The organism is Pseudomonas paraversuta (assembly GCF_904067025.1).
In the GTDB taxonomy this organism is placed as follows: domain Bacteria; phylum Pseudomonadota; class Gammaproteobacteria; order Pseudomonadales; family Pseudomonadaceae; genus Aquipseudomonas; species Aquipseudomonas paraversuta.
On sequence record NZ_CAJFDA010000001.1, the window covers coordinates 4,193,222 to 4,217,597 of the forward strand.

The window sequence follows — 24,376 nt, forward strand, 5'->3', positions numbered from 1 at the left end:
AACCGAATCAATGCCGCATATTTTGATCGTCGAAGATGAAACCATCATCCGTTCCGCATTGCGCCGTTTACTGGAGCGTAACCAGTACCAGGTCAGCGAAGCCGGCTCGGTACAGGAAGCGCAGGAGCGCTTCAGCATTCCCTCGTTCGACTTGATTGTCAGCGACCTGCGCCTGCCAGGCGCTCCGGGCACCGAGTTGATAAAACTCGGGCAAGGCAAGCCGGTGCTCATCATGACCAGCTATGCGAGCCTGCGCTCGGCTGTGGATTCGATGAAAATGGGTGCCGTCGACTATATCGCCAAACCCTTTGATCACGATGAAATGCTGCAAGCTGTTGCGCGCATCCTGCGGGATCGCCAAAACCTCCAGAGCACGTCTGCCGAACGTCCTGCCAAGACCGGCAGCACGGACAAAGGCACTGTGGATAACAGCAACGGCGAGATTGGCATCATCGGGTCCTGCCCGCCGATGCTGGACATGTACAGCAAGATCCGCAAAGTGGCGCCAACCGACTCCAATGTATTGATTCAGGGTGAGTCCGGTACCGGCAAAGAGCTGGTCGCCCGCGCCCTGCACAACCTGTCCAGGCGAGCCAAGGCACCGATGATTTCGGTGAACTGCGCAGCCATCCCCGAGTCATTGATCGAGTCCGAACTGTTCGGCCACGAAAAAGGCGCCTTCACCGGCGCCAGTGCGGGCCGCGCCGGGCTGGTAGAAGCTGCCGATGGCGGGACACTGTTCCTCGATGAAATCGGCGAGTTGCCCCTCGAAGCCCAGGCCCGCCTGCTGCGGGTACTGCAGGAAGGCGAGATCCGTCGTGTGGGCTCGGTGCAATCGCAAAAAGTGGATGTACGCCTTATCGCCGCGACCCACCGCGACCTCAAGAGCCTGGCCAAAGTCGGCCAGTTCCGCGAAGACCTCTACTACCGCCTGCACGTAATCGCTCTCAAGCTCCCGGCTTTGCGCGAGCGCGGGGCTGACGTCAACGAAATCGCCCACGCGTTTCTCGCCCGCCAAAGCGCTCGCGTCGGCCGCACCGACCTGAAGTTTGCCCCGGATGCCGAACGCGCCATCAGCCATTACTCATGGCCAGGTAACGTTCGCGAACTGGAGAACGCTGTAGAGCGGGCCGTCATTCTGTGCGAAAGCCCGGAAATCTCTGCCGAACTGCTGGGTATCGATATTGAACTGAGCGATTTGCATGACGATGACTTCATCGGCCTGGGCCCGCAGCAGAGCATCAGCAGCGGTAACACCAGCCTTGATCCGACCGAAGATCTGTCACTGGAAGACTACTTTCAGCACTTCGTGCTTGAGCACCAGGATCACATGACCGAGACCGAACTGGCGCGCAAGCTGGGCGTCAGTCGCAAATGCCTGTGGGAACGGCGCCAGCGGCTGGGCATCCCGCGCAGGAAAACCGGCGTCGCCAGTGAGGGGTAACAGGGTCAAAGGTGAAAAAACTGTTACCGCAGTTTAATCACGTAACAAAAGCCGGGTCTTACGGTAACGAAGACCCGGCTTTTTTTTGCCCTGAAAAAAGCAAAAATCCCGAAAACCCCTTATTTTGCTGGCCCGTACAAAAGTTGGCACGACACCTGCTATATGTATCCGTACAAGAACAATAAGAATCACAGCAGCACACAATAAAAATAAGACGTATCGGCTCACGCATAACAAAAACAACACGGCGGAGGCGCAGCTAACTGATTCTTTTGGAGAGGTGTTGTGATTGGGGCTTGCCCCATGGCTAGGCAGAGAACAACAAAAACTGCACTTAAAAAGCAGAGCCTGAACTAGTCGGATCACGGATCACATCAACACAGCGACCAAAGCAATCCGTTTGCTCTTATCTCCCGATTGGGAGGGTTACACAGGCAAGACCTTTGTAACCGGGGCGATCAACAAAAACAAAAAGCCCGCAATCAATAATAAAAATAGAGCACGCAACTACTTCTGGGGGAGCTTCGGCTCCCCTTGTAGTTTCTGCAATTCAGAAAAAACTTCCTCACAGGCTCTACTTCAGGCCTCTTGCAGCTATTTTCACTTGCTGCTTGCAGCTTCCCTCGCAAGAGCGGCTCAGCTTCCTACACCATCCCCTGACTAAATGCTAGAATCCCCGCCCATCATGCGGTCATTCTTCGTTTTGGCCGAACATTCCTTCAAACAGTGCATCCCATGCTGAAGAAGCTGTTCCAGTCACTCCGTTCCCCCAAGCGTCGCACGCAACAACTGCGCAGCACCCCTGAAGTGCTCAACAGCAGCCAGCACTCGCTGCAACGTGCCCAGTTCAGCCGGTACGCGGTCAATATCGTCGAACGCCTGCAGAACGCCGGTTATCAGGCCTATCTGGTCGGTGGTTGCGTACGCGACATGCTGCTCAACATCACGCCAAAAGACTTCGACGTCGCCACCAGCGCGACGCCCGAACAAGTGCGGGCCGAATTTCGCAATGCGCGAATCATCGGTCGCCGCTTTAAATTGGTGCATATCCACTTTGGTCGCGAAATCATCGAGGTCGCCACCTTCCGTGCCAATCACCCGCAAAACGACGAAGAGGAAGACAGCAACCAGTCCTCGCGTAATGAAAGCGGGCGCATTTTGCGCGACAACGTATACGGCACCCTTGAAGAAGACGCCCAGCGTCGTGACTTCACGATCAATGCCCTGTACTACGACCCGGTCAGCGAACGCATTCTCGATTACGCCAACGGCGTACACGATATTCGCAATCGCTTGCTGCGCCTGATTGGCGACCCGCAACAGCGTTACCAGGAAGACCCTGTACGCATGCTGCGAGCCGTGCGGTTTGCCGCAAAACTCAACTTTGGTATCGAAAAGCATACCGCGGCGCCAATTCGCGAACTGGCACCCATGCTGCGCGAGATCCCGTCGGCACGCCTGTTTGAGGAAGTGCTCAAGCTGTTCCTCTCGGGTAACGCTTGCGACACCTTCGAAATGCTGGTCGACCTTCAGCTGTTCGATCCTTTGTTCCCGGCCAGCGCCGAGGCACTGGAACATAGCCCGACTTACACCCATACCCTGATCAGCGAAGCCCTGCGCAACACTGACCTGCGCATCAAGCAAGGCAAGCCGGTTACCCCGGCATTCCTGTTTGCAGCCCTGCTCTGGCCTGCCCTGCCGGCTCGCGTGGAGTACTTGCAGGAACGTGGCATGCCGCCTATCCCTGCCATGCAGGAAGCCGCACACGAACTGATCGCCGAGCAATGCCAGCGCATCGCCATTCCCAAGCGCTTCACGATCCCGATTCGTGAAATCTGGGACATGCAGGAGCGTCTCCCGCGCCGCAGTGGCAAACGCGCCGACATGCTGCTCGACAACCCGCGCTTCCGTGCGGGCTATGATTTCTTGCTCTTGCGCGAAGTCGCGGGCGAAGAGACCCATGGCCTGGGCGAATGGTGGACCGAGTATCAGGACGCCAATGACAGTGGCCGTCGTGACATGATCCGCGACCTGAGCAACGCCAAGGAAGACGGCACCGGGCCCGCCCCGCGCAAGCGCCGCCGCACCAGCGCAACCAAGCGCAAACGCAGCGGCGCCGCGGACGAGTAAGCGATGGAACGGATCTATATCGGAATGGGCAGCAATCTGGCTGACCCGGCTGAGCAATTGCGCAGCGCCATACAAGCGCTGGCGCAATTGCCTGACTCCCGGTTCGCCGGAGTCTCAGCGTTCTATCAAAGCGACTCGTTGTTACCCGGTCAGCCGCGCTACACCAATGCGGTGGCAGCTATCGACTCTGAACTGGAACCCCTGGATTTACTCGATGCGCTACAAGCCATAGAGATCGACCAGGGCCGCGAGCGTCACGAACGCTGGGGCCCGCGCACACTGGACCTGGATATCCTGCTGTTCGGCGACAGACTGATCGACACCCCCCGCCTGAAAGTCCCGCACTACCATATGCAGGCCCGTCCTTTCGTGCTCTACCCGCTGGCCGAACTGGCACCCGCCACGCTCACCCTCGCCGATGGCCGTAGCCTCGCCCAACTATTGGCTGAGTGCCCTTTTGTCGGTCTGGAGCGCCTTCCCCCCATCGCTGAATCGAATCAACCGGCGCGGTAACACTCCGCCAGTAACACCCGGAATTGACTTCCCGTGTGCTCGTCACGACTATAGGCATCCCGCTGCCGTCCACTGGACGGCGCAATGTGAAAAGCAGGCTTAACAAGCACCCTCCATAAAGGTGTACCTGCCTATAACGATGAATCACGCGCGTTACTCGCAGTGGTTATCACACTGCCTGACGAGGATCCTTTTCATGCCAGCTATCACCCTGACCACCCTGCAAAGCCTTAAGCAAAAAGGTGAGAAAATCACCATGCTGACGTGCTATGACGCCACCTTCTCCCACGCCTGCAATCAGGCAGGTGTTGAAGTGTTACTGGTAGGCGATTCCCTGGGCATGGTTCTGCAAGGGCATGACAGCACTCTGCCAGTCACCACGGGCGAAATGGTCTACCACGTGGCTTGCGTCAAGCGCGGCAACCAGGACGCACTGATACTCGCGGACATGCCTTTCATGGCGAACGCGACGCTCGAGCAATCCTTGAACAACAGTGCCCTGCTGATGAAAGCAGGCGCACATATGGTCAAGGTAGAAGGCGCTTTGTGGCTCGCCGAATCGATTCGCGTGATGACCGAGCGCGGGATTCCGGTATGCGCGCACATGGGCCTGACCCCGCAGACAGTGAACGTACTGGGCGGCTACAAGGTCCAGGGCCGCAACGAAAACCAGGCGCGGCAGATGCGGGCCGATGCCATCGCCCTGGAACAGGCAGGAGCGGCCATGCTGCTGCTCGAATGCGTACCCAGTGAGCTGGCAAAAGAAATCACCCTCGCCGTAAAAATCCCGGTGATCGGCATTGGTGCAGGCAGCGACACCGACGGCCAGGTGCTGGTACTGCACGACATGCTGGGCCTGTCCCTTACCGGACGCGTCCCCAAGTTCGTAAAAAACTTCATGACCGGCCAACCCGATATCCAGTCAGCACTTGGCGCTTACGTGACTGAAGTCAAAGCCGTCAGCTTCCCTGGCACCGAGCACGGATTCTCTGCATGAACACTGTTAAAACTGTTCGCGAATTGCGCGCGGCTGTTGCCCGCGCGCGCCGCGAAGGCAAGCAAATCGGCCTGGTTCCAACCATGGGCAACCTGCACAGCGGCCACGCTGCGTTAGTCACCACCGCCGCTCAACAGGCGGACTTTGTAGTGGCGAGCATTTTCGTCAACCCGCTGCAATTCGGTGCCAACGAAGACCTGGATACTTACCCGCGCACCCTGGCCGCCGATCAGGAAAAACTCCTGCAGGCGGGCTGCCATTTGCTGTTTGCCCCAACCGTTGAAGAAATGTACCCCCATGGCATGACCGGGCTGACCCGTGTTACCGCGGCACAGCTGAGCAATGAACTGTGTGGCAGCCGCCGCCCGGGGCATTTCGACGGTGTGACCACCGTGGTCAGCAAGCTGTTCAACATGGTACAGCCCGACCTGGCTATCTTCGGGCAGAAGGACTACCAGCAGCTGGCGGTTATTCGGGCCATGGTCCATGACCTGAACATGCCGCTCCAGATCATTGGCGAGCCCACCGTACGGGCCGACGACGGCCTGGCCCTGTCTTCGCGCAACGGATACCTGAGCCCGGAGCAGCGTGCCATAGCGCCTGAGTTGTATCGCCACCTCAAAGCAATGAGCAAAGCCATCAACGCAGGCGAACGCGACTTTGCAAAGCTGACCGCCCTGCATCGGGAACAAATCGAAGCTGCTGGCTTTCGCATGGACTACCTGGAAGTGCGCCATGGACAAACCTTGCTCCCGGCTCTGGCGACTGACCGCGACCTGGTGATTTTGGTGGCCGCGTTCCTGGGCACCACGCGCCTGATCGACAACGTGCATCTCAATCTCGACAGCGGGCTTTAACGGCACCGATTGTGTGGCCACCACACCACCACTGAAACGTTTCATCTTGTATAACAGAGCGGTGACAAAAGTTACGGCCTGTTGTCAGACAAAACCGAGACAGAAGCGGGCGCTAGGTTTACTGTTATCGCCCGACTTCTGACATAGATGCAGAAACAGACTGACCGAGCACCTCGACATTAACGAAGGTCTCGGTGTTCTCAGTGTCCAAAAGGCAGTTCAAGCAAAAGGATATTCGCAGCGATGGCGTACTACCGCACTCCTCAAGACGTTACCGCTCTGCCTGCCTGGCAAGCGTTGAAACTTCACCGTGCCGACATGCAAAATTTCAGCATGCGCGATGCATTCAATAGCAACCCGAAGCGCTTCGAGGATTTCACCCTCAGCAGCTGCGGTTTGTTTCTGGACTACTCGAAAAACCTGATCACCGATGAAACCCGCGACTTGCTGGTTAACCTGGCCAATGAGGTTGATCTCAAAGGCGCGATCAAGTCGTTGTTTGAAGGCGAAATCGTCAACGCCTCCGAAAACCGGCCTGCCCTGCATACCGCGTTGCGCCGCCCAGTGGCCGACAAACTGTCGGTAAGTGGCGTAAACATCATGCCCCAGGTGCATAAAGTTCTGAATCAAATGACCGAACTGGTCGGCCGGATTCACGATGGCCTGTGGCGCGGTTACACCGAAAAGCCGATCACTGATGTGGTGAACATCGGTATCGGAGGCTCGTTCCTCGGCCCGGAACTTGTGTCCGAAGCACTGCTGTCCTACGCCCAAAAAGGCGTACGCTGCCATTATCTGGCGAATATCGACGGCAGCGAGTTCCATGAACTGACTGCAAAGCTGCGTGCAGAAACCACCCTGTTCATCGTTTCGTCGAAATCCTTCAACACTCTCGAAACCCTGAAGAATGCCCAGGCCGCCCGTGCCTGGTACCTGGCGCAAGGTGGTTCGGAAGCCGAGCTGCACCGTCACTTTATCGCGGTGTCGAGCAACAATGCCGCTGCGGTAGCATTTGGTATTCGTGAAGAAAACATCTTCCCGATGTGGGACTGGGTTGGCGGTCGTTACTCGCTGTGGTCGGCCATTGGTTTGCCGATTGCCCTGGCCATCGGCATGTCCAACTTCAAAGAGCTGCTGTCCGGCGCCTACAGCATGGACCAACACTTCCAGAACGCACCGTTCGAGCAAAACATGCCCGTGCTGATGGCGGCGCTGGGTGTCTGGTATGGCAATTTCTGGGGAGCGCAAAGCCACGCCATCCTTCCCTATGACCATTACCTGCGAAACATCACCAAGCACTTGCAGCAACTGGATATGGAATCCAACGGCAAGAGCGTGCGCCAGGACGGCACTCCCGTGTCGACCGACACCGGCCCGGTAATCTGGGGCGGCGTTGGCTGTAATGGCCAGCATGCCTACCACCAGTTGCTCCACCAAGGCACCTTGTTGATTCCGGCCGACTTTATCGTGCCGATCGTCAGCTTCAATCCGGTTTCCGATCACCATCAGTGGCTGTACGCAAACTGTCTGTCGCAAAGCCAGGCGCTGATGCTGGGTAAAACCCGCGAAGAAGCCGAAGCGGAGTTGCGCGACAAGGGCCTGTCCGAAGAAGAGGTGCAAAAACTCGCACCGCACAAGGTGATCCCGGGCAATCGTCCGAGCAACACCATTGTGGTTGAGCGCATCAGCCCTCGTCGTCTGGGCGCACTGGTTGCGCTGTACGAGCACAAAGTCTTCGTGCAGAGCGTGATCTGGGGCATCAACGCCTTCGACCAGTGGGGCGTGGAGCTGGGCAAAGAGCTCGGCAAAGGCGTCTACAACCGCCTGACCGGCAGCCTTGAAGAGCCTGCTGACGATGCATCGACCCAAGGTCTGATCAACTACTTCCGCGGTCGTCACCGCGGTTGATTGATAGCCAGTCTCCCCGACTGGCCAGGGGCTGTTGACACATAGCTATCACGGCGACGTCAACGGCCCCTGGCACCCTCGAGGTATCATGGAATTTATCCGCCGCCCTATCGAACGCCAAATCATGAGCCTGACCGGGCTTTCACTTGGCCAGCTCGACCTCGAAACACCCCCGGGCGACCCCGGCCTGTTTGGCCCCGCTTCCATCAGTTGGCAAGTACATGGTGACTTCACCAGCATGCTGATTGGCGGTATCAGTGCCCTGATGCTTCAAGCCTTGCACCCGCTGGCATTGGCCGGGGTGTGGGACCACTCCAATTTTCGCCAGGACATGCTGGGACGGCTGCGGCGCACCGGGCAGTTTATTTCTGGCACCACGTTTGGCTCCACCAGGGACGCCAACTGGCTGATCGAAAAAGTACGCACCATTCACCTGCAAGTCACAGGCACCGGGCTCGATGGCCGGCCATATGCCGCCAGTGATCCGGAGTTACTGACCTGGGTGCATGTGGCCGAAGTCAGCAACTTCCTTGCGGCCCATATCCGTTACCGCAATCCGCATTTATCCGGCGCGGATCAAGACCAGTACTACGACGAAATTGCCCTGGTTGCCGAGCGCCTGGGGGCGACCAACGTCCCGCGCTCCCGCCAGCAAATTGCCGACTATCTGGAGCGCGTGCGGCCACAGTTGCTGTGCGATGAACGCAGTCACGAGGTGATGCGCCTGCTGCTCAACGCGCCAGCCCCCAGCCTGCTTGCAAAACCCTTTGGTGCACTGATGATGCAAGCAGGGATTGATTTGCTCCCGGACTGGGCCAGTGATCAACTGGGCCTGCAGCAACAGCCCCTGACGCGAAAGCTGGTACGGGCAGGGGTTAGCAGTACTGCGCCGATTCTGCGCTGGGCCGTGCGTAATGGCTCGGTCCAGCGGGCGCGACGGCGTATGGGCCTAGGTTGAATACCATGCAGATCCTGTCTGCTGGCAAACCAGCTCCCACTGGCTGGCTACCGATCTTGTGGGAGCTGGCTTGCCAGCGATAACCAAACCCGCCTGTCTCCAGGCCTGACATTCCAATAATAATGAGGACTCCCGCAATGCAAGACGTCGTAATCGTTGCCGCCACCCGCACTGCCGTCGGCAGCTTCCAGGGCTCGCTGGCCCACGTACCCGCTGTTGATCTGGGCGCCGCAGTGATTCGTCGGCTGCTGGAAAAAACCGGCCTCGACGGCGCCCAGGTCGACGAAGTGATCATGGGCCAGGTACTGACCGCCGGTGCCGGACAAAACCCCGCACGTCAGGCCGCGATCAAGGCCGGACTGCCGTTCGCCGTACCTGCAATGACCCTCAACAAGGTCTGCGGCTCGGGCCTCAAAGCTTTGCATCTGGCGGCGCAGGCCATTCGTTGCGGCGATGCCGAGGTGATCATTGCCGGCGGCCAGGAGAACATGAGCCTGTCCAACTACATCATGCCCGGCGCACGTACCGGTCTGCGCATGGGCCACAGCCAGATCATCGACACCATGATCAGTGACGGCCTGTGGGATGCGTTCAACGATTACCACATGGGCATCACGGCCGAGAACCTTGTGGATAAGTACGGCATCAGCCGTGAAGAGCAGGATGGGTTTGCCGCCCGCTCTCAGCAGAAAGCCGTAGAGGCCATCGAAACCGGGCGTTTTGTGGATGAAATCACGCCGATTCTGATCCCGCAGCGCAAGGGTGATCCGATTGCCTTCGCCACCGATGAACAGCCACGCGCCGGCACCACCGCCGAGTCGCTGGCCAAGCTCAAGCCGGCCTTCAAAAAAGACGGCTCGGTCACCGCGGGCAACGCCTCCTCCCTCAATGACGGCGCTGCAGCGGTGTTGCTGATGAGCGCAACCAAAGCCAAAGCCCTGGGTTTGCCTGTGCTGGCCAAAATCGCCGCCTACGCCAACGCGGGTGTTGACCCGGCAATCATGGGCATCGGCCCGGTGAGCGCCACTCAACGTTGCCTGAGCAAAGCCGGCTGGAGTCTTGAGCAGCTGGACCTGATCGAGGCCAACGAAGCATTCGCGGCACAGGCACTGTCAGTCGGCAAAGAGCTGAACTGGGATGCAGACAAGGTCAACGTTAACGGTGGCGCAATTGCCATTGGCCACCCGATTGGCGCGTCAGGCTGCCGCATTCTGGTCACCCTGCTCCACGAAATGCTCAAGCGTGACGCTAAAAAAGGGCTCGCCACGCTGTGCATCGGTGGCGGCCAGGGTGTAGCCCTGGCAATCGAACGCGAATAACCAACAGCCTGAATGGGCTCGCGGTGAGCGTTGCCAAGGGTTGCGGTGCAACCCTTGGCTGCCTGCGGCAGCGACTACAAATGCCCGTTCTGTTAAACTGCCGCGCCTTATCTATCCCCCCAAGGCGCTTCGCATGTCTTCCTTGAATCAGGCGCTGCGCGCCGCCCTCGATAACCGTCAGGACTTATTGGCCGAGCTGCATGCTCAGGGCACTGATTGCTATCGCCTGTTCCACGGCAGTCAGGAAGGCGCCGGCGGCTTGACTATTGACCGCTACGGCCCGCAGCTGTTGGTGCAAAGCTTCCACCAGAGTCTTGAGCGCGATGATTTGCTGCAACTGCACGGGGCAATCAACCAGCACCTGGGGCTGGAGTTGCTGCTGGTTTACAACGACCGTTCCCGGGGCAACTCGCGCATCGATCGCGAAGATACCCTGTACCGCGCCGAAGACGCCGCCCTTGCAGATCTGGTGGGCCATGAATGGGGCCTGAACTACCGCGTGCGTGGCCGCCATGCCGGCCAGGACCCGCTGCTGTTTCTCGACCTGCGCAATGCCCGCGGCTGGGTCAAACAACATAGCGCCGGCAAAAGCGTGCTCAACCTGTTCGCCTACACCTGTGGCGTGGGTCTGAGCGCCGCAGCCGGCGGTGCCAGTGAAGTCTGCAATCTGGATTTTGCCGAAGGCAACCTGGCGGTGGGTCGTGAAAATGGCCTGCTGAACCCTGAACTGAAAAAGATGAAGTTCGTCCAGTCCGACTACTTTGCCGCCATCCGCCAACTGGCCGGGTTGCCGATCATTCAGCGCCGTCACAAGCTGCCGTCCTACCCGCGTCTGGATCAGCGGGAATACGACCTGGTGCTACTGGACCCACCAGCCTGGGCCAAGAGCGCTTTCGGTACAGTCGATCTGTTGCGTGACTACCAGAGCCTGCTAAAACCCGCCGTACTGGCCACTGCGCCAGATGGCGTGCTGATCTGCTGCAACAATCTGGCAAAAGTCAGCATGGACGACTGGCGCGAGCAGGTATTGCGCTGTGCCGAAAAAGCCGGCCGCCCGGTACGCGACTGGCAAGTACTGAGCCCGGCCAGCGACTTCCCGTCACTGGACCAGCAGCCGCCGCTCAAAACCCTGATTTTGCAGTTTTAACCAGAACCCAAAAAGCCAGACCCCGCTTAAAATATGGTGCTTGTCTCGGAACCAGAAACGCGTGCCATACTCCAAGGCACCTTGGCCACCAATAGACGAAGCCCCACATGACCAAAGGATTGATCCGCGCCATTGGCGCAGTGCTGGTAGCGATTGCACTCTATAGCCTGCTGGGCTTCCTGATTTTACCCGGTATCGGTCTGCGTATCGTCAACCAGCAACTGGCCAACTACGCCACAGTACCGGCCAGACTCGACCGTCTGGAGTTCAATCCATTTACCCTTGAGCTCACACTGTGGGGGTTGCAAGTCGGCGAGCCGGGCAAGCAGCAAGCCGGGTTTGACCGACTCTATGTCAATCTGCAATCAGACAGCGTGTGGACCAAAGCCTTGCACCTGGCCGACGTGCAGCTGGACAAGCCCAAAACCGAGGTGCTGTTCAACAAGGACGGCACGCTCAATCTGAGCCAGCTGTTCAAATTGCCTGCCAGCGAGCCCAAGCCCGCCGAGCCGCAAAGCAAACCCTTCCCGCTGCGCATCGACAATATAAAACTGGCTGACGGCTATCTGCACTTCGTCGATATGCGTCCCAGTGAGCCCATAGAGTTTCTCTACGACTCAATGAACTTTGAGTTGAAAAACCTCAGCACCCTACCCGACGACAACGCTGAAATGACGCTGGTGGCTGCCGGCCCCGAGGGCGGCAGAGTCGACTGGAGCGGCAAGCTGAGCCTGGTGCCGATTACGTCCCAGGGCAAACTCAAAGTCACCGACGCCAAAATGAAAGCCTGGTGGCCCTATGTCCGCGATTCGGTGCCGCTGGTACTCGAAGACGGCATTCTGAATTTCAGCACCGACTACACCCTGGATCTGGCCAAAGATACCGAGATGGTGTTGAGCAATGCCTCGGCCAGCATCGCGCCGTTCAGGATCAATGCCCCGGATGGCCGCCCGCTGGCGCGTCTGGAGCGACTTGATGTGAGCGACACCACGGTGGACCTGGCTAAACAGAAAGTGGTTGTCGGCAAGATCCAGAGCAAGAACCTGGAAACCTGGGCCGCTCGCGAGAAGGATGGTCAGCTTGACTGGCAAAAACTGTTTGCCGAGCAACCCGCAAAAACCGCACCCAAAACCAGTGACCCTGTCACTGTTGAAGCCCCCAAACCAGGCCCGGCTGCGCCGAGCAAACCATGGCAGGTGCTGCTCAAGGATGTTGAACTGCGCGACTATCGGGTGCACCTGGCCGACAAGCAGCCAAGTACCCCGGTAGCACTGGATATCGGCCCCCTGAACCTGGACCTGAAAAACTTCGACAGCCTGAACCGGTCGCCGTTTAACCTCAGGCTCGACACCGGCGTTGGCAAACAAGGCCAGCTCACTGCCATCGGTGATGTGAACCTGAATCCGGTCAGCGCCGCACTCAAGGTCACCACCAAAGACATCGATCTGCGGGTGGCCCAGGCCTATATCGACCCGTTCATGCGCCTTGAGCTGCGTAGCGGCATGCTCGGCAGCGACCTGGCAGTCAACCTCAAGAGCACAGAACCGCTGGCTTTCACCGTTGAGGGTCGTGCCCAGGTCGATCAACTGCACACTCTGGACACCCTGAAAAACCGGGACTTCCTCAAGTGGCAGCGGCTGGTGCTGGAAGATGTCAAATACCGGCACGGCGACAGCCTGTCGATCAGCAAGGTCAATCTGACACAGCCCTATGTGCGCTTCATGATCAACGATGATCGCACCACCAACGTGGACGACCTGTTGATCCCGCAACCGGCCAGCAGTGGCGCGAAAGGCGCTGCCGGGCCCGCGGCGAAACAGGATAAGCCGCTGGGCATCTATATCGGCGGTATCGCGATCAATGATGGTTCGGCCAATTTCGCCGACTTCAGTCTGACCCCCAACTTCGCCACGGCCATTCAGCAACTCAACGGCCAGATCGGCACCATTGACAGCCGTGATGCCAAACCTGCCAGGGTTGATATCTCGGGCAAGGTTGACCGCTATGCACCGGTTACGATCAAGGGCAGTGTCAATCCATTCGATCCAATGGCCAGCCTGGACATTGCCACCAGCTTCAAACGCGTCGAGCTGACTACGCTGACCCCCTACTCCGGCAAGTTTGCCGGTTACCGGATCCGCAAGGGCCGCCTCAATCTTGATCTGCATTACCTGATCACCAAGGGTCAGCTCAAGGCTGAAAACAAGGTTGTCATCGAGCAATTGCAGCTGGGGGAGAAAGTCGACAGCCCGGATGCGGTGAACCTGCCCCTGAAACTGGCGATTGCCTTGCTCAAGGATTCAGACGGCACCATCTCCATCGAGTTGCCGGTGACCGGAGACCTGAACAACCCGCAATTCAGCGTAATGCCCATAGTCTGGCAAACCTTGCGCAACCTTGTGGTCCGAGCCGCTACAGCGCCCTTCAAGTTCATTGGCGGGCTGGTCAGCGGCGGTGGCGCCGAAGACCTGGGCACGGTGTCATTCGCGCCAGGATCAAGCGAGCTGAGCCCTGAAGCGCAAAAAGCCCTGGACACCCTGGCCCAGGCGCTGAAAAAACGTCCGGGCCTGCGCTTGGAAATCGAAGGCACCGCCGCGCAAAGCAGTGACGGTCCGCATATTGCCCAGGATCGTCTTGAGCGCGAATACCAGTACACCTACTACAAGATTCTCCAGCGCAAGGGAGAAAAGGTGCCGGCTCAGGCTTCGCAGCTCAAGGTCCCGGATGATGAAAAAGGTCCATTACTGGAAGGGATTTACCGGGCCCGCCTGAAACAGCAGCCGCCTGCCGAGTGGGCTGATCTGAGTCGCGATGAACGTGCGGCCAAGATGAGTGCAGCGCTGGTGGACTTCTGGAGCAAAAGTGAAGTTCTGCTCCGCCAACTGGGGCAGGATCGTGCCAGTACCATCAAGGACTATCTGGTGGACCATGGCCAACTGGCGGATGACCGCGTGTACTTTATCGATGCCACCCTGGGTCAGGCAGAGAGCGATGGCCGGGTAATTACCCCGCTGCATCTGGACAGCGAGTAAAGCCCTCACCTGGCTTGCTCGCGATGGCGGCTCTGCGGCCTGGATGAGGTACCGCACAGGCCGGATCGCGGGCAAGCTCGCTCCTGCTAGGTTTGCGCACTATTCCTTCGCCCAAATAGAACAGCCCCCGACGCAAGCGCCGAGGGCTGTAATGACCACATCCGTGTGGTCGTCGCATGAACCTGTATTCAAAGCCAGCAGGTGATCTTTCAATCACCTGCTCCGGCTTTCCCCCGGTTCCACGAATTGGGGTGTCTTACTCAGCTTTCAGGCCATCGGCCGAAACTGCCTGAACACCTTTAACTTTCTTGGCAATCGCAACTGCCATCTCTTTCTGTGCGTCGGTTACCGCTACAGTCGAGGATAGCGAAACCACGCCTTTATTGGTTTCTACTTTGATATCAGTACCTGGAATGCCTTTTTCAGTCAGCAGGTCAGATTTAACTTTGGTTGTGATCCAGGTGTCAGAAGTAGCTTCTTTGGCTTTAGTCATTTCGCCAGCAGCGACAACCATAGGGGTCTGTGCAGTCGATTGAGCAGCAAATGCGGCGTTGGCCATGGTCAGGGTCAGAGCGGTAGCAGTTGCAGCAGCGATAGCAAACTTCTTCATACGAGTAACTCCTGTCTTCTTTAAAATCTGCGCCATCTCATGGCAGCAGGGTTACCTATACTGTTGCAGGGCTTATGCCAACTTTCTGAAATTAAAAAAACCTTATAAATCAATAACTTATAGTCAATCAAAAATCCAAGGGTCGTGCAGTTTGCATGACTGCCCGTCAATCTGCATGCAAGTTGCGGCTTTTTGCTTAATGGCAGTTGGCCTTGAATCTGCCAGCTTTCTTGCAGGCATAAAAAAAGGATCCCGAAGGATCCTTTTTTCAACGCCGGTTTCGGGGGCTATTAAGCTTCCGAAGCCTTGGCAGCTGCTACGTCCTTGATGGAGAGCTTGATACGGCCGCGGTTGTCCACGTCCAGTACCAGTACTTCCACTTCCTGACCTTCTTTCAGAATGTCAGTCACTTTCTCGACACGAGCATCGCTCAGCATGGAGATGTGCACCAGGCCGTCTTTGCCTGGCAGGATGTTTACGAATGCGCCGAAGTCGACGATGCGCTCAACCTTGCCGGTGTAGATCTTGCCGATTTCGGCTTCTGCGGTGATGCCCAGAACGCGCTGACGCGCCGCTTCTGCTGCTTCCTTGGTTTCGCCGAAGATCTTGATCGAACCGTCGTCTTCGATATCGATCGAAGCCTTGGTTTCTTCGCAGATTGCACGGATGGTCGCGCCGCCTTTACCGATGACATCACGGATTTTGTCGGTGTCGATCTTCATCGCAATCATGGTCGGAGCGTTGGCCGACAATTCGTTGCGCGATACGGCAATGATCTGGTTCATCTGACCCAAGATGTTCAGGCGAGCGTCCAGGGCCTGGCCCAGTGCGATCTCCATGATTTCTTCGGTGATGCCTTTGATCTTGATGTCCATCTGCAGCGCGGTAACACCTTTAGCGGTACCTGCTACTTTGAAGTCCATGTCGCCGAGGTGATCTTCGTCACCCAGGATGTCGGTCAGAACTGCGAATTTCTCGCCTTCTTTAACCAGACCCATGGCGATACCGGCAACCGGTGCTTTCATCGGCACACCAGCGTCCATCAGTGCCAGGGAAGCGCCGCAGACCGAAGCCATGGAGCTGGAACCGTTGGACTCGGTGATTTCCGATACAACACGGATGGTGTACGGGAATACGTCAGCAGCAGGCAGCATGGCCTGAACCGAACGACGGGCCAGACGGCCGTGACCGATTTCGCGACGACCGGCGCCACCCATGCGACCACACTCACCTACCGAGAACGGCGGGAAGTTGTAGTGCAGCATGAACGGGTCTTTCTTCTCGCCTTCCAGGGTGTCCAGCAGTTGTGCATCACGGGCAGTACCCAGAGTTGCAACGACCAGAGCCTGAGTTTCACCACGGGTGAACAGAGCCGAACCGTGGGTCTTTGGCAGAACGCCAACTTCGATGTTCAAAGGGCGAACGGTTTTGGTGTCACGGCCATCGATACGCGGCTTGCCGTTAACGATGTTTTCGCGAACGGTGCGGTATTCGATTTCGCCGAATGCAGCTTTGACTTCAGCAGAAGTCGGCTGGCCTTCTTCACCGGACAGCTTGGCAACAACCTGGTCTTTCAGTTCGCCCAGACGTGCATAACGCTCGTGCTTGACGGTCAGGGTGTAAGCCTGGGAGATCGCTTCGCCGAACTCGGCGCGGATAGCGGCCAGCAGAGCGGTGGCTTCTGGAGCAGGAGCCCAGTCCCAAGTCGGTTTGGCAGCTTCGGCAGCCAGCTCTTTAACAGCCTGGATCACTACCTGGAATTCGTCGTGGGCGAACAGTACCGCGCCCAGCATCTGGTCTTCGGTCAGCTCTTTGGCTTCCGATTCAACCATCAATACAGCTTCCGAAGTACCGGCAACAACCATGTCCAGGCTGGAAGCGGCCAGTTGCTCGTAAGTCGGGTTCAGCAGGTAGCCAGTGCTTTCGTGGTAAGCAACGCGGGCGGCGCCGATCGGACCATCAAAAGGAATACCGGAGATTGCCAGAGCAGCCGAGGTACCGATCATCGCAGCGACGTCCGGATCGGTTTTCTTGCTGGTGGACAGAACGGTGCAGACAACCTGCACTTCGTTCATGAAGCCTTCTGGGAACAGCGGACGGATCGGACGGTCGATCAGACGCGAAGTCAGGGTTTCTTTCTCGGAAGGGCGACCTTCACGCTTGAAGAAACCGCCCGGGATTTTACCCGCGGCGTAGGTTTTTTCTTGGTAGTGAACAGACAGAGGGAAGAAGCCCTTGCCTGGATCAGCTTGCTTGGAGCCGACAACAGTCACCAACACGCTGACGTCGTCGTCAACGGTGACCAATACTGCGCCGGAGGCCTGACGGGCGATACGGCCAGTCTCGAGGGTGACGGTCGACTGACCGAACTGGAATTTTTTGATAACCGGGTTCACGGTGTCCTACCTTCTTTGTGGCTCTTGGGGAACGGGTTTCTTGCGAAATACTGACGCAATGTCGGGTATTGACCCGACTCAGATGCTTACGAAAGCGGACGGCACGGTGAGCTTTCGTAAGAATCCGGCTGGCCCAGATAAAACTTGAGGCTGGAAGCCTGCCGTACACCTGCGGGAAACCCGCAGATACACGACAAACGACCAGCCTCTAGCAACATCGCTATTAGCGACGCAGACCCAGGCGAGCGATCAGCGTTTTGTAACGCTCAACGTTCTTGCCTTTGAGGTAGTCCAGCAGCTTGCGACGCTGGTTTACCATGCGGATCAGACCACGACGGGAGTGGTGGTCTTTTTTGTTTTCTTTGAAGTGACCTTGCAGCGTGTTGATGTTAAAGGTCAGCAGTGCAACCTGCACTTCTGGAGAACCTGTATCACCTGGAGCTTGCTGGTAGTCAGCTACGATTTCTGCTTTATGTTCGATTGTCAGTGCCATGGGGCATTTCCTTTCATTAGGGTTCTGCTTGCGAACAAGACAGATCCAATAGGCCGAGGACAAATCCTCGTATTTATAAGTGAGGAGTGACCGTGCCTAATAACAGCCACCCTCGTTCCAGTCTGGCCAAAGAGTATTACATCTCGAGCCAGCCTGTTCCGGTCATTCTGACCGAATCAGTCGACGCGGCGCGATGCGCCCGTCTTCGCTCACTTCACCGATACCGATAAAGCGACCGTTGTGATCTTGTACCCGCACCATGCCGAACTTCGGAGCATCCGGAGCGCGTACTGGTTGGCCATTAAGCCAATAGAATGCGCTGTGTTCCGAGAAGTGCAGCAAAGGCCAGTCCAGCAAACCGCTGTCCGATGGCATCAGGAAGCGGTCAACCGCTTCGTTTCCGCCTTCGGCATGCACAGCTTCCAACTCTTCCAGAGTGACCGTTTGGGCCAGGCTGAAAGGTCCGGCGTGTGTACGACGCAGCTCTGCAACGTATGCACCGCAACCCAGTTGCTCACCAATATCTTCCACCAGGGTACGGATATAGGTGCCTTTGGTGCAGTCGACGGACAAGCGCGCAGTGTCGCCTTCGCTGGCCAGTAATTCGAGGCGGGTAATAGTAACAGAACGCGGTTCGCGCTCCACCACTTCGCCTGCACGAGCCAACTTGTAAAGCGGCTGGCCGTCACGCTTGAGTGCAGAGTACATCGGCGGTATCTGACTGATTTGCCCACGGAATTTGGGTAAAACAGCTTCAATATCGGCGCGACCAACGGTCACCGGACGCGTCAGCAAAACATCGCCTTCGGCATCCGCTGTGGTCGTGGTCTTGCCCAATTGCATCAGGGTTTCATAACCCTTGTCGGAGTCGAGCAGGTATTGCGAAAACTTGGTGGCTTCGCCAAAGCACAGCGGCAATACGCCACTGGCCAATGGATCGAGGCTACCGGTGTGCCCTGCCTTCTCGGCATTGAGCAGCCAGCGGACTTTCTGCAGGGCCGCGTTGGAGGTGAATCCAAGCGGCTTGTCGAGCAGGATGATACCGCTGACGTTACGACGGATACGCTTGACCTGAGCCACCGGTTACTCCTTGGTGTCTTCGGGAGCGGTGCCTTCAGGATGCTGATTGTCTTCAGCCACTGCACGCTCAATCAAGGCGGACAGGTGCGCACCACGCACGACACTTTCATCGTAGTGGAAGTGCAGTTGCGGAACGCTGCGCAGTTTCATTTCACGCGCCAGTTGCATGCGCAGGAAACCCGCTGCCGAGTTCAGCACCTTGACGGTCTGGGCGATGTCTTCAGCGTTGTCCTGGCCCATCACGGTGATGAAGATCTTGGCGTGACCGACGTCACGGCTGACTTCAACAGCGGTAATTGTAACCAGACCCACGCGTGGATCTTTGACTTCACGACGGATCAGCTGTGCCAGCTCGCGCTGCATCTGATCGCCAATTCGTTGGGTACGGCTATATTCTTTTGCCATGTCTTGTTACCTGTTACTCACCCATGGGAAACCCATGCGGTCTGAAAGCGGCAAACGCCCGGCCAGACAGAAGCCGGACCGGGCGTTGCGTTTAGAGTCCAGGCCGGGCACAAGGCATTTGCATGCCCTGGCTCGTCCTCGCTCTTGAGGCTCGCGATTTAGAGGCTGCGAGCAACCTGGACCTTCTCGAACACTTCGATCTTGTCACCGACTTTAACGTCGTTGTAGCTCTTGACGCCGATACCGCATTCCATGCCGGCACGTACTTCGGCAGCGTCATCCTTGAAGCGGCGCAGGGATTCCAGCTCGCCTTCGAAGATAACGATGTCATCACGCAGTACGCGGATTGGACGGTTACGGTGAACAACACCTTCCAGCACCATACAACCTGCGATAGCACCGAACTTAGGCGAACGGAATACGTCACGCACTTCAGCGATACCCAGGATGTTCTCGCGAACGTCGCTGCCAAGCATGCCGGTAAGGGCTTTCTTGACGTCTTCGATGATGTCGTAGATGACGTTGTAGTAACGCATGTCCAGGCCTTCTTGCTCGACAATCTTGCGCGCGCCAGCATCAGCACGAACGTTAAAGCCGAACAGTACAGCGTTGGATGCCAGTGCCAGGTTAGCGTCGCTCTCGGTGATACCACCGACACCGCCGCCCACTACGCGCACTTGCACTTCGTCGTTACCCAGGCCGCTCAGAGCGCCCTGCAGAGCTTCCAACGAACCACGGACGTCAGATTTGAGGACGATGTTAAGCGTCTTCTTCTCTTCCTGGCCCATGTTCTCGAAGATGTTTTCCAGCTTGCCTGCGTGAGCACGAGCCAGTTTCACTTCGCGGAACTTGCCTTGACGGAACAGGGCAACTTCACGCGCCTTCTTCTCGTCAGTCATTACGCTCATCTCGTCGCCAGCATCTGGCGTACCGTCCAGGCCGAGAATCTCGACAGGGATGGATGGACCGGCTTCCTTGATGGATTTGCCGTTCTCGTCGAGCATGGCGCGGATGCGGCCGTAGTTGGAACCGACCAGAACCATGTCGCCTTGGCGCAGGGTACCGTCTTGAACCAGAACAGTCGCAACCGGACCGCGGCCTTTGTCCAGACGGGACTCAACTACTACGCCACGGCCAGGAGCCGATGGAGTTGCCTTGAGTTCCAGGACTTCAGCTTGCAGCAATACGGCTTCGAGCAAGTCGTCAACGCCGGTACCCATTTTCGCCGAAACCGAAACAAACGGAGTGTCGCCACCCCATTCTTCCGACGTTACGCCGTGAACGGACAACTCGCTGCGGATGCGATCGAGATCAGCGCCCGGCTTGTCAATTTTGTTCACTGCAACAACCAGCGGCACCCCAGCAGCTTTCGCATGCTGAACAGCTTCGATGGTCTGCGGCATTACGCCGTCATCTGCAGCAACAACCAGAATCACGATGTCAGTCGCCTTGGCACCACGAGCACGCATTGCGGTAAACGCAGCGTGACCCGGGGTATCGAGGAACGTGACCATGCCGCGTTCGGTTTCAACGTGGTATGCACCGATGTGCTGAGTAATACCACCGGCTTCGCCAGCAGCTACCTTGGCACGACGGATGTAGTCGAGCAGGGAAGTTTTACCGTGGTCAACGTGACCCATTACGGTCACAACCGGAGCACGGGAGAACGACTCGCCTTCGAACTTCAGGGACTCGGCCAGGGAATCTTCCAGGGCGTTGTCACTTACCAGAGTCACTTTGTGGCCCAGTTCTTCAGCAACCAGTTGAGCAGTTTCCTGATCAAGTACCTGGTTGATGGTTGCCGGAGTACCCAGCTTGAACATGAACTTGATGACTTCAGCAGCCTTGACCGACATCTGTGCAGCCAAATCGCCGACAGTGATGGTCTCGCCAATCTGAACGTCACGAACTACAGGGCCGGTTGGGCTCTGGAAACCGTGAGCGTTACGCTTCTTCAGCTTGCCCTTGCCACGACCACCGCGACGGAAGCTATCGCTTTCTTCATCGGAAGAGCGCGGAGCAACACGTGGAGTCGGTGCTTTTTCTTTAACCGATGCGCGATGCGGTGCGTTCTTGCGATCGCCGTCACCACTGCCGCGACGATTGTTATCGTCTGCGCGTGGTTTGTCCGGGCGACGCTGTTCGTCACGTTTACGTGCATCAGCGGCTGGCGCAGGTGCTGCAGCCGGTGCAGCCTGCACAGGTGCAGGTGCAGCGACAGCCGGAGCTGCTGCAGGAGCAGAGGTAGATGCAGGCTGACGGCGCGCGTCTTCTTCGGCGCGACGCTTGGATTCTTCTTCAGCCTTCTGACGTGCGGCATTTTCTACTGCACGACGCTCATCCATCTCACGCTTGCGCTCGGCTTCGATTTCTTCCGGGCTGCGTTGTACGAAAACTTTCTTCTTGCGTACTTCAACACTAATGCTTTTGCTGCCAGCTACACGCAGGGTACTGGTGGTTTTACGCTGCAAAGTGATCTTGCGCGGTTCTTCCACTTTAGCCTTGTGGCTGCTTTTCAGGTGAGTCAGCAGAGCCTGCTTCTCACTGTCGGTCACATTCTGCTCGGCGGCGTTGTGCGGCAGACCTGCCTCACGCATCTGCTGCAACAGGCGCTCAACCGGTGTTTTGACCTCATCGGCCAGTTGTTTCACCGTGACTTGCGTCATGCATTTCTCTCCTCAGGCCGCGCCTAATTACTCGAACCAATGGGCTCGGGCGGCCATGATCAACTTGCCGGCACGATCAGAGTCAATGCCGTCGATGTCGAGCAGGTCGTCAATAGACTGCTCGGCCAGGTCTTCGCGGGTAATTACGCCGCGCACCGCCAGTTCCATCGCCAAATCCTTGTCCATACCCTCAAGCGAGAGCAGGTCTTCGGCCGGATGGGCGTCTGCCAGCTTTTCCTCAGTAGCGATGGCTTTAGTCAACAAACGATCCTTGGCTCGAGCGCGAAGCTCGTTGACGGTATCTTCGTCAAAGCCATCGATGTTGAGCATTTCCTCCACCGGTACGTAGGCAATCTCTTCCAGGCTAGTAAAGCCTTCATCTACCAGTACCTGCGCCAGGTCTTCATCAACTTCAAGCTCTTCGATGAAGTTGCGCAGGATGTCGCCGGTTTCTGCTTGCTGCTTAGCCTGGATGTCCGATTCGGTCATCACGTTCAGGGTCCAGCCGGTCAACTGGCTGGCCAAACGTACGTTCTGACCGCCGCGACCAATCGCCTGGGCCAGATTGTCTGCGCCAACGGCGATGTCCATGGCATGGGCATCTTCGTCGACGATAATCGCCGCTACTTCTGCTGGCGACATTGCGTTGATCACGAACTGCGCCGGGTTGTCATCCCAAAGGACGATATCCACTCGCTCTCCGCCCAATTCGCCGGACACTGCCTGGACGCGCGAACCGCGCATACCGATGCAGGCACCTTGCGGATCAATGCGTTTGTCTTTGGAGCGAACGGCTATTTTAGCGCGAGATCCAGGATCGCGGGAGGCCGCCATCACTTCGATCAGGCCTTCGGAGATTTCTGGAACTTCAATACGGAACAGCTCGATCAACATCTCCGGCGCGGTTCGCGACAGGATCAGTTGAGGACCGCGGTTCTCGGTACGAATTTCTTTCAGCAGTGCGCGAAGGCGTACGCCAACACGGAAAGTTTCACGCGAGATGATGTCTTCACGAGCCAGCAACGCTTCTGCGTTGTTACCCAGATCGACGATCACATTGTCACGTGTCACCTTTTTAACGGTACCCGAAATAATTTCGCCCAGACGCTCACGATAGGCATCGACTACTTGAGCACGCTCGGCTTCGCGGACTTTCTGCACGATTACCTGTTTGGCAGTCTGTGCAGCAATCCGACCGAATTCGATAGAATCGATTTTTTCTTCGATAATATCGCCGGCTACAGCGCCTGGCTGTTTCGCCTGGGCCTGGTCTACCGCCAACTCGATTGCTGGATCATCCAGATCTTCGTCTTCGACCACAGTCCAGCGACGGAAAGTCTCATAATTACCGGTGTGGCGATTGATTTCCACACGCAGATCGACTTCGTCTTCAAAACGCTTTTTAGTAGCGGTGGCCAGAGCCAGCTCCAGCGCTTCAAAAATAACGTTTGCCGGTACGCCCTTTTCATTGGACACCGACTCAACAACCAGCAGTACTTCTTTGCTCATCGTACGCCTCGCCTTTCGCAAGCCATTGGATCCGCGGGATCCGCGTCTCAGTCAAAACTGGGAATAATGTTGGCCTTGTCGATCATATCGATCGGCAACAGGAATTCATGGTCTTCAACTTGCACCACGATGTCCTGCTCCTCTACGCCGCGCAGAAGGCCCTGAAAGTTACGTCGCCCTTCAAAAGGCGAGCGCAGCTTGATCTTCACTTGCTCACCGACATATTTCGCGAACTGTTCAAGAGTGAACAGCGGGCGTTCCATGCCAGGAGAAGAGACTTCAAGGGTGTATTCAACAGCGATAGGATCTTCGACATCCAGAACACCGCTGATCTGACGACTGACAATTGCACAGTCATCCACCAATACGCCGCCTTCCTTGTCGATATACACACGCAACATTGAATGGCGGCCTTGAGCCGAAAATTCAATACCCCAGCATTCATAGCCAAGGGCCACGATCACCGGGGCCAGCAAGGCCTGCAACTCTTCTAGCTTGCTCGACACTTGAACCCCCTAGTGCATGTTTGTGCATGCTGTGCAAAATGAAAAAATGGGCGAAGCGCCCATCTCTGAAACGTCGTTGAATACCGACGCTATAAAGTGTCCAGTTAACAAAAAGCCCCTAATAAGGGGCTCCGCTAAAACTGGTTGCGGGAGCCGGATTTGAACCGACGACCTTCGGGTTATGAGCCCGACGAGCTACCAGACTGCTCCATCCCGCGACAAAGCTGGAGCGGAAGTATACGGTTGATCCTTTTCAGGGTCAATCCAACCTTCCACATACAAGAAAGCCCGCTACTGCGGGCATTCTTGATAATTGGTACCGAGAAGGGGACTCGAACCCCTACACCCTATGGGCACAACCACCTCAAGGTTGCGTGTCTACCAATTCCACCACCTCGGCAATACT

18 protein-coding genes and 2 tRNA genes are annotated in these 24,376 nt (G+C 57.2%); 10 read left to right on the top strand and 10 right to left on the bottom strand.

The window, feature by feature from the left end; genetic code table 11:
• Positions 1–10 precede the first annotated feature (10 nt).
• From JQ848_RS19125 to JQ848_RS19170, 10 genes are all read left to right on the top strand, one after another.
• On the top strand, positions 11–1,444 hold the full coding sequence (locus tag JQ848_RS19125) for a sigma-54-dependent transcriptional regulator (protein ID WP_202211030.1): 1,434 nt from the start codon (positions 11–13) through the stop codon (positions 1,442–1,444).
• A gap of 735 nt (positions 1,445–2,179) precedes the next feature.
• On the top strand, positions 2,180–3,574 hold the full coding sequence (locus JQ848_RS19130) for a polynucleotide adenylyltransferase PcnB (RefSeq protein WP_003439661.1): 1,395 nt from the start codon (positions 2,180–2,182) through the stop codon (positions 3,572–3,574).
• A gap of 3 nt (positions 3,575–3,577) precedes the next feature.
• Complete coding sequence (folK, locus tag JQ848_RS19135; protein ID WP_029612816.1) at positions 3,578–4,087, top strand: 2-amino-4-hydroxy-6-hydroxymethyldihydropteridine diphosphokinase; 510 nt, start codon at positions 3,578–3,580, stop codon at positions 4,085–4,087.
• Between the two features lie 196 nt (positions 4,088–4,283).
• Complete coding sequence (gene panB / locus JQ848_RS19140) at positions 4,284–5,084, top strand: 3-methyl-2-oxobutanoate hydroxymethyltransferase (protein WP_003439657.1); 801 nt, start codon at positions 4,284–4,286, stop codon at positions 5,082–5,084.
• Entirely contained in the window at positions 5,081–5,941 is an 861-nt protein-coding gene (gene panC, locus JQ848_RS19145) for a pantoate--beta-alanine ligase (protein WP_003439655.1), read from the top strand. Before panB ends, panC begins: the two co-directional genes overlap by 4 nt.
• A 243-nt stretch (positions 5,942–6,184) precedes the next feature.
• Positions 6,185–7,849: a glucose-6-phosphate isomerase gene (gene pgi / locus JQ848_RS19150; protein ID WP_003439653.1), complete on the top strand. Its 1,665-nt coding sequence runs from the start codon at positions 6,185–6,187 to the stop codon at positions 7,847–7,849.
• Positions 7,850–7,937: 88 nt separating this feature from the next.
• Complete coding sequence (locus JQ848_RS19155; protein WP_010656966.1) at positions 7,938–8,807, top strand: oxygenase MpaB family protein; 870 nt, start codon at positions 7,938–7,940, stop codon at positions 8,805–8,807.
• Between the two features lie 137 nt (positions 8,808–8,944).
• Positions 8,945–10,126 (top strand): acetyl-CoA C-acetyltransferase, encoded by a 1,182-nt coding sequence (locus JQ848_RS19160; RefSeq protein WP_003439649.1) that lies wholly within the window; start codon positions 8,945–8,947, stop codon positions 10,124–10,126.
• A gap of 133 nt (positions 10,127–10,259) precedes the next feature.
• A complete protein-coding gene (locus JQ848_RS19165; protein ID WP_127196816.1) occupies positions 10,260–11,273 on the top strand; it encodes a class I SAM-dependent rRNA methyltransferase in 1,014 nt (337 codons plus the stop codon).
• A gap of 107 nt (positions 11,274–11,380) precedes the next feature.
• Positions 11,381–14,305, top strand: coding sequence for a DUF748 domain-containing protein (locus JQ848_RS19170; RefSeq protein ID WP_202211031.1), 2,925 nt, complete (start codon positions 11,381–11,383; stop codon positions 14,303–14,305).
• 256 nt (positions 14,306–14,561) lie between these two features.
• Here JQ848_RS19170 and JQ848_RS19175 read toward each other — a convergent pair whose 3' ends face one another.
• From JQ848_RS19175 to JQ848_RS19220, 10 genes are all read right to left on the bottom strand, one after another.
• Positions 14,562–14,915 (bottom strand): BON domain-containing protein, encoded by a 354-nt coding sequence (locus JQ848_RS19175; protein ID WP_003439643.1) that lies wholly within the window; start codon positions 14,913–14,915, stop codon positions 14,562–14,564.
• A gap of 290 nt (positions 14,916–15,205) precedes the next feature.
• On the bottom strand, positions 15,206–17,311 hold the full coding sequence (gene pnp / locus JQ848_RS19180; RefSeq protein WP_003439642.1) for a polyribonucleotide nucleotidyltransferase: 2,106 nt from the start codon (positions 17,309–17,311) through the stop codon (positions 15,206–15,208).
• 223 nt (positions 17,312–17,534) lie between these two features.
• Positions 17,535–17,804: a 30S ribosomal protein S15 gene (gene rpsO / locus JQ848_RS19185; RefSeq protein WP_003439639.1), complete on the bottom strand. Its 270-nt coding sequence runs from the start codon at positions 17,802–17,804 to the stop codon at positions 17,535–17,537.
• 162 nt (positions 17,805–17,966) lie between these two features.
• Entirely contained in the window at positions 17,967–18,884 is a 918-nt protein-coding gene (truB, locus tag JQ848_RS19190; RefSeq protein WP_003439625.1) for a tRNA pseudouridine(55) synthase TruB, read from the bottom strand.
• Positions 18,885–18,887: 3 nt separating this feature from the next.
• The gene (gene rbfA, locus JQ848_RS19195) at positions 18,888–19,289 is read right to left on the bottom strand and encodes a 30S ribosome-binding factor RbfA (RefSeq protein WP_003439623.1); all 402 of its coding nucleotides are present in this window, start codon (positions 19,287–19,289) and stop codon (positions 18,888–18,890) included.
• 158 nt (positions 19,290–19,447) lie between these two features.
• On the bottom strand, positions 19,448–21,955 hold the full coding sequence (gene infB / locus JQ848_RS19200; RefSeq protein ID WP_003439621.1) for a translation initiation factor IF-2: 2,508 nt from the start codon (positions 21,953–21,955) through the stop codon (positions 19,448–19,450).
• Between the two features lie 27 nt (positions 21,956–21,982).
• On the bottom strand, positions 21,983–23,464 hold the full coding sequence (nusA, locus tag JQ848_RS19205) for a transcription termination factor NusA (RefSeq protein ID WP_003439619.1): 1,482 nt from the start codon (positions 23,462–23,464) through the stop codon (positions 21,983–21,985).
• Between the two features lie 47 nt (positions 23,465–23,511).
• Positions 23,512–23,970, bottom strand: a complete 459-nt coding sequence (rimP, locus tag JQ848_RS19210; protein WP_003439616.1) for a ribosome maturation factor RimP — start codon at positions 23,968–23,970, stop codon at positions 23,512–23,514.
• A 141-nt stretch (positions 23,971–24,111) separates the two neighbouring features.
• A tRNA-Met gene (locus tag JQ848_RS19215) sits at positions 24,112–24,188 on the bottom strand.
• A gap of 96 nt (positions 24,189–24,284) precedes the next feature.
• Positions 24,285–24,370 (bottom strand) — tRNA-Leu (locus JQ848_RS19220).
• Between the last annotated feature and the right edge of the window lie 6 nt (positions 24,371–24,376).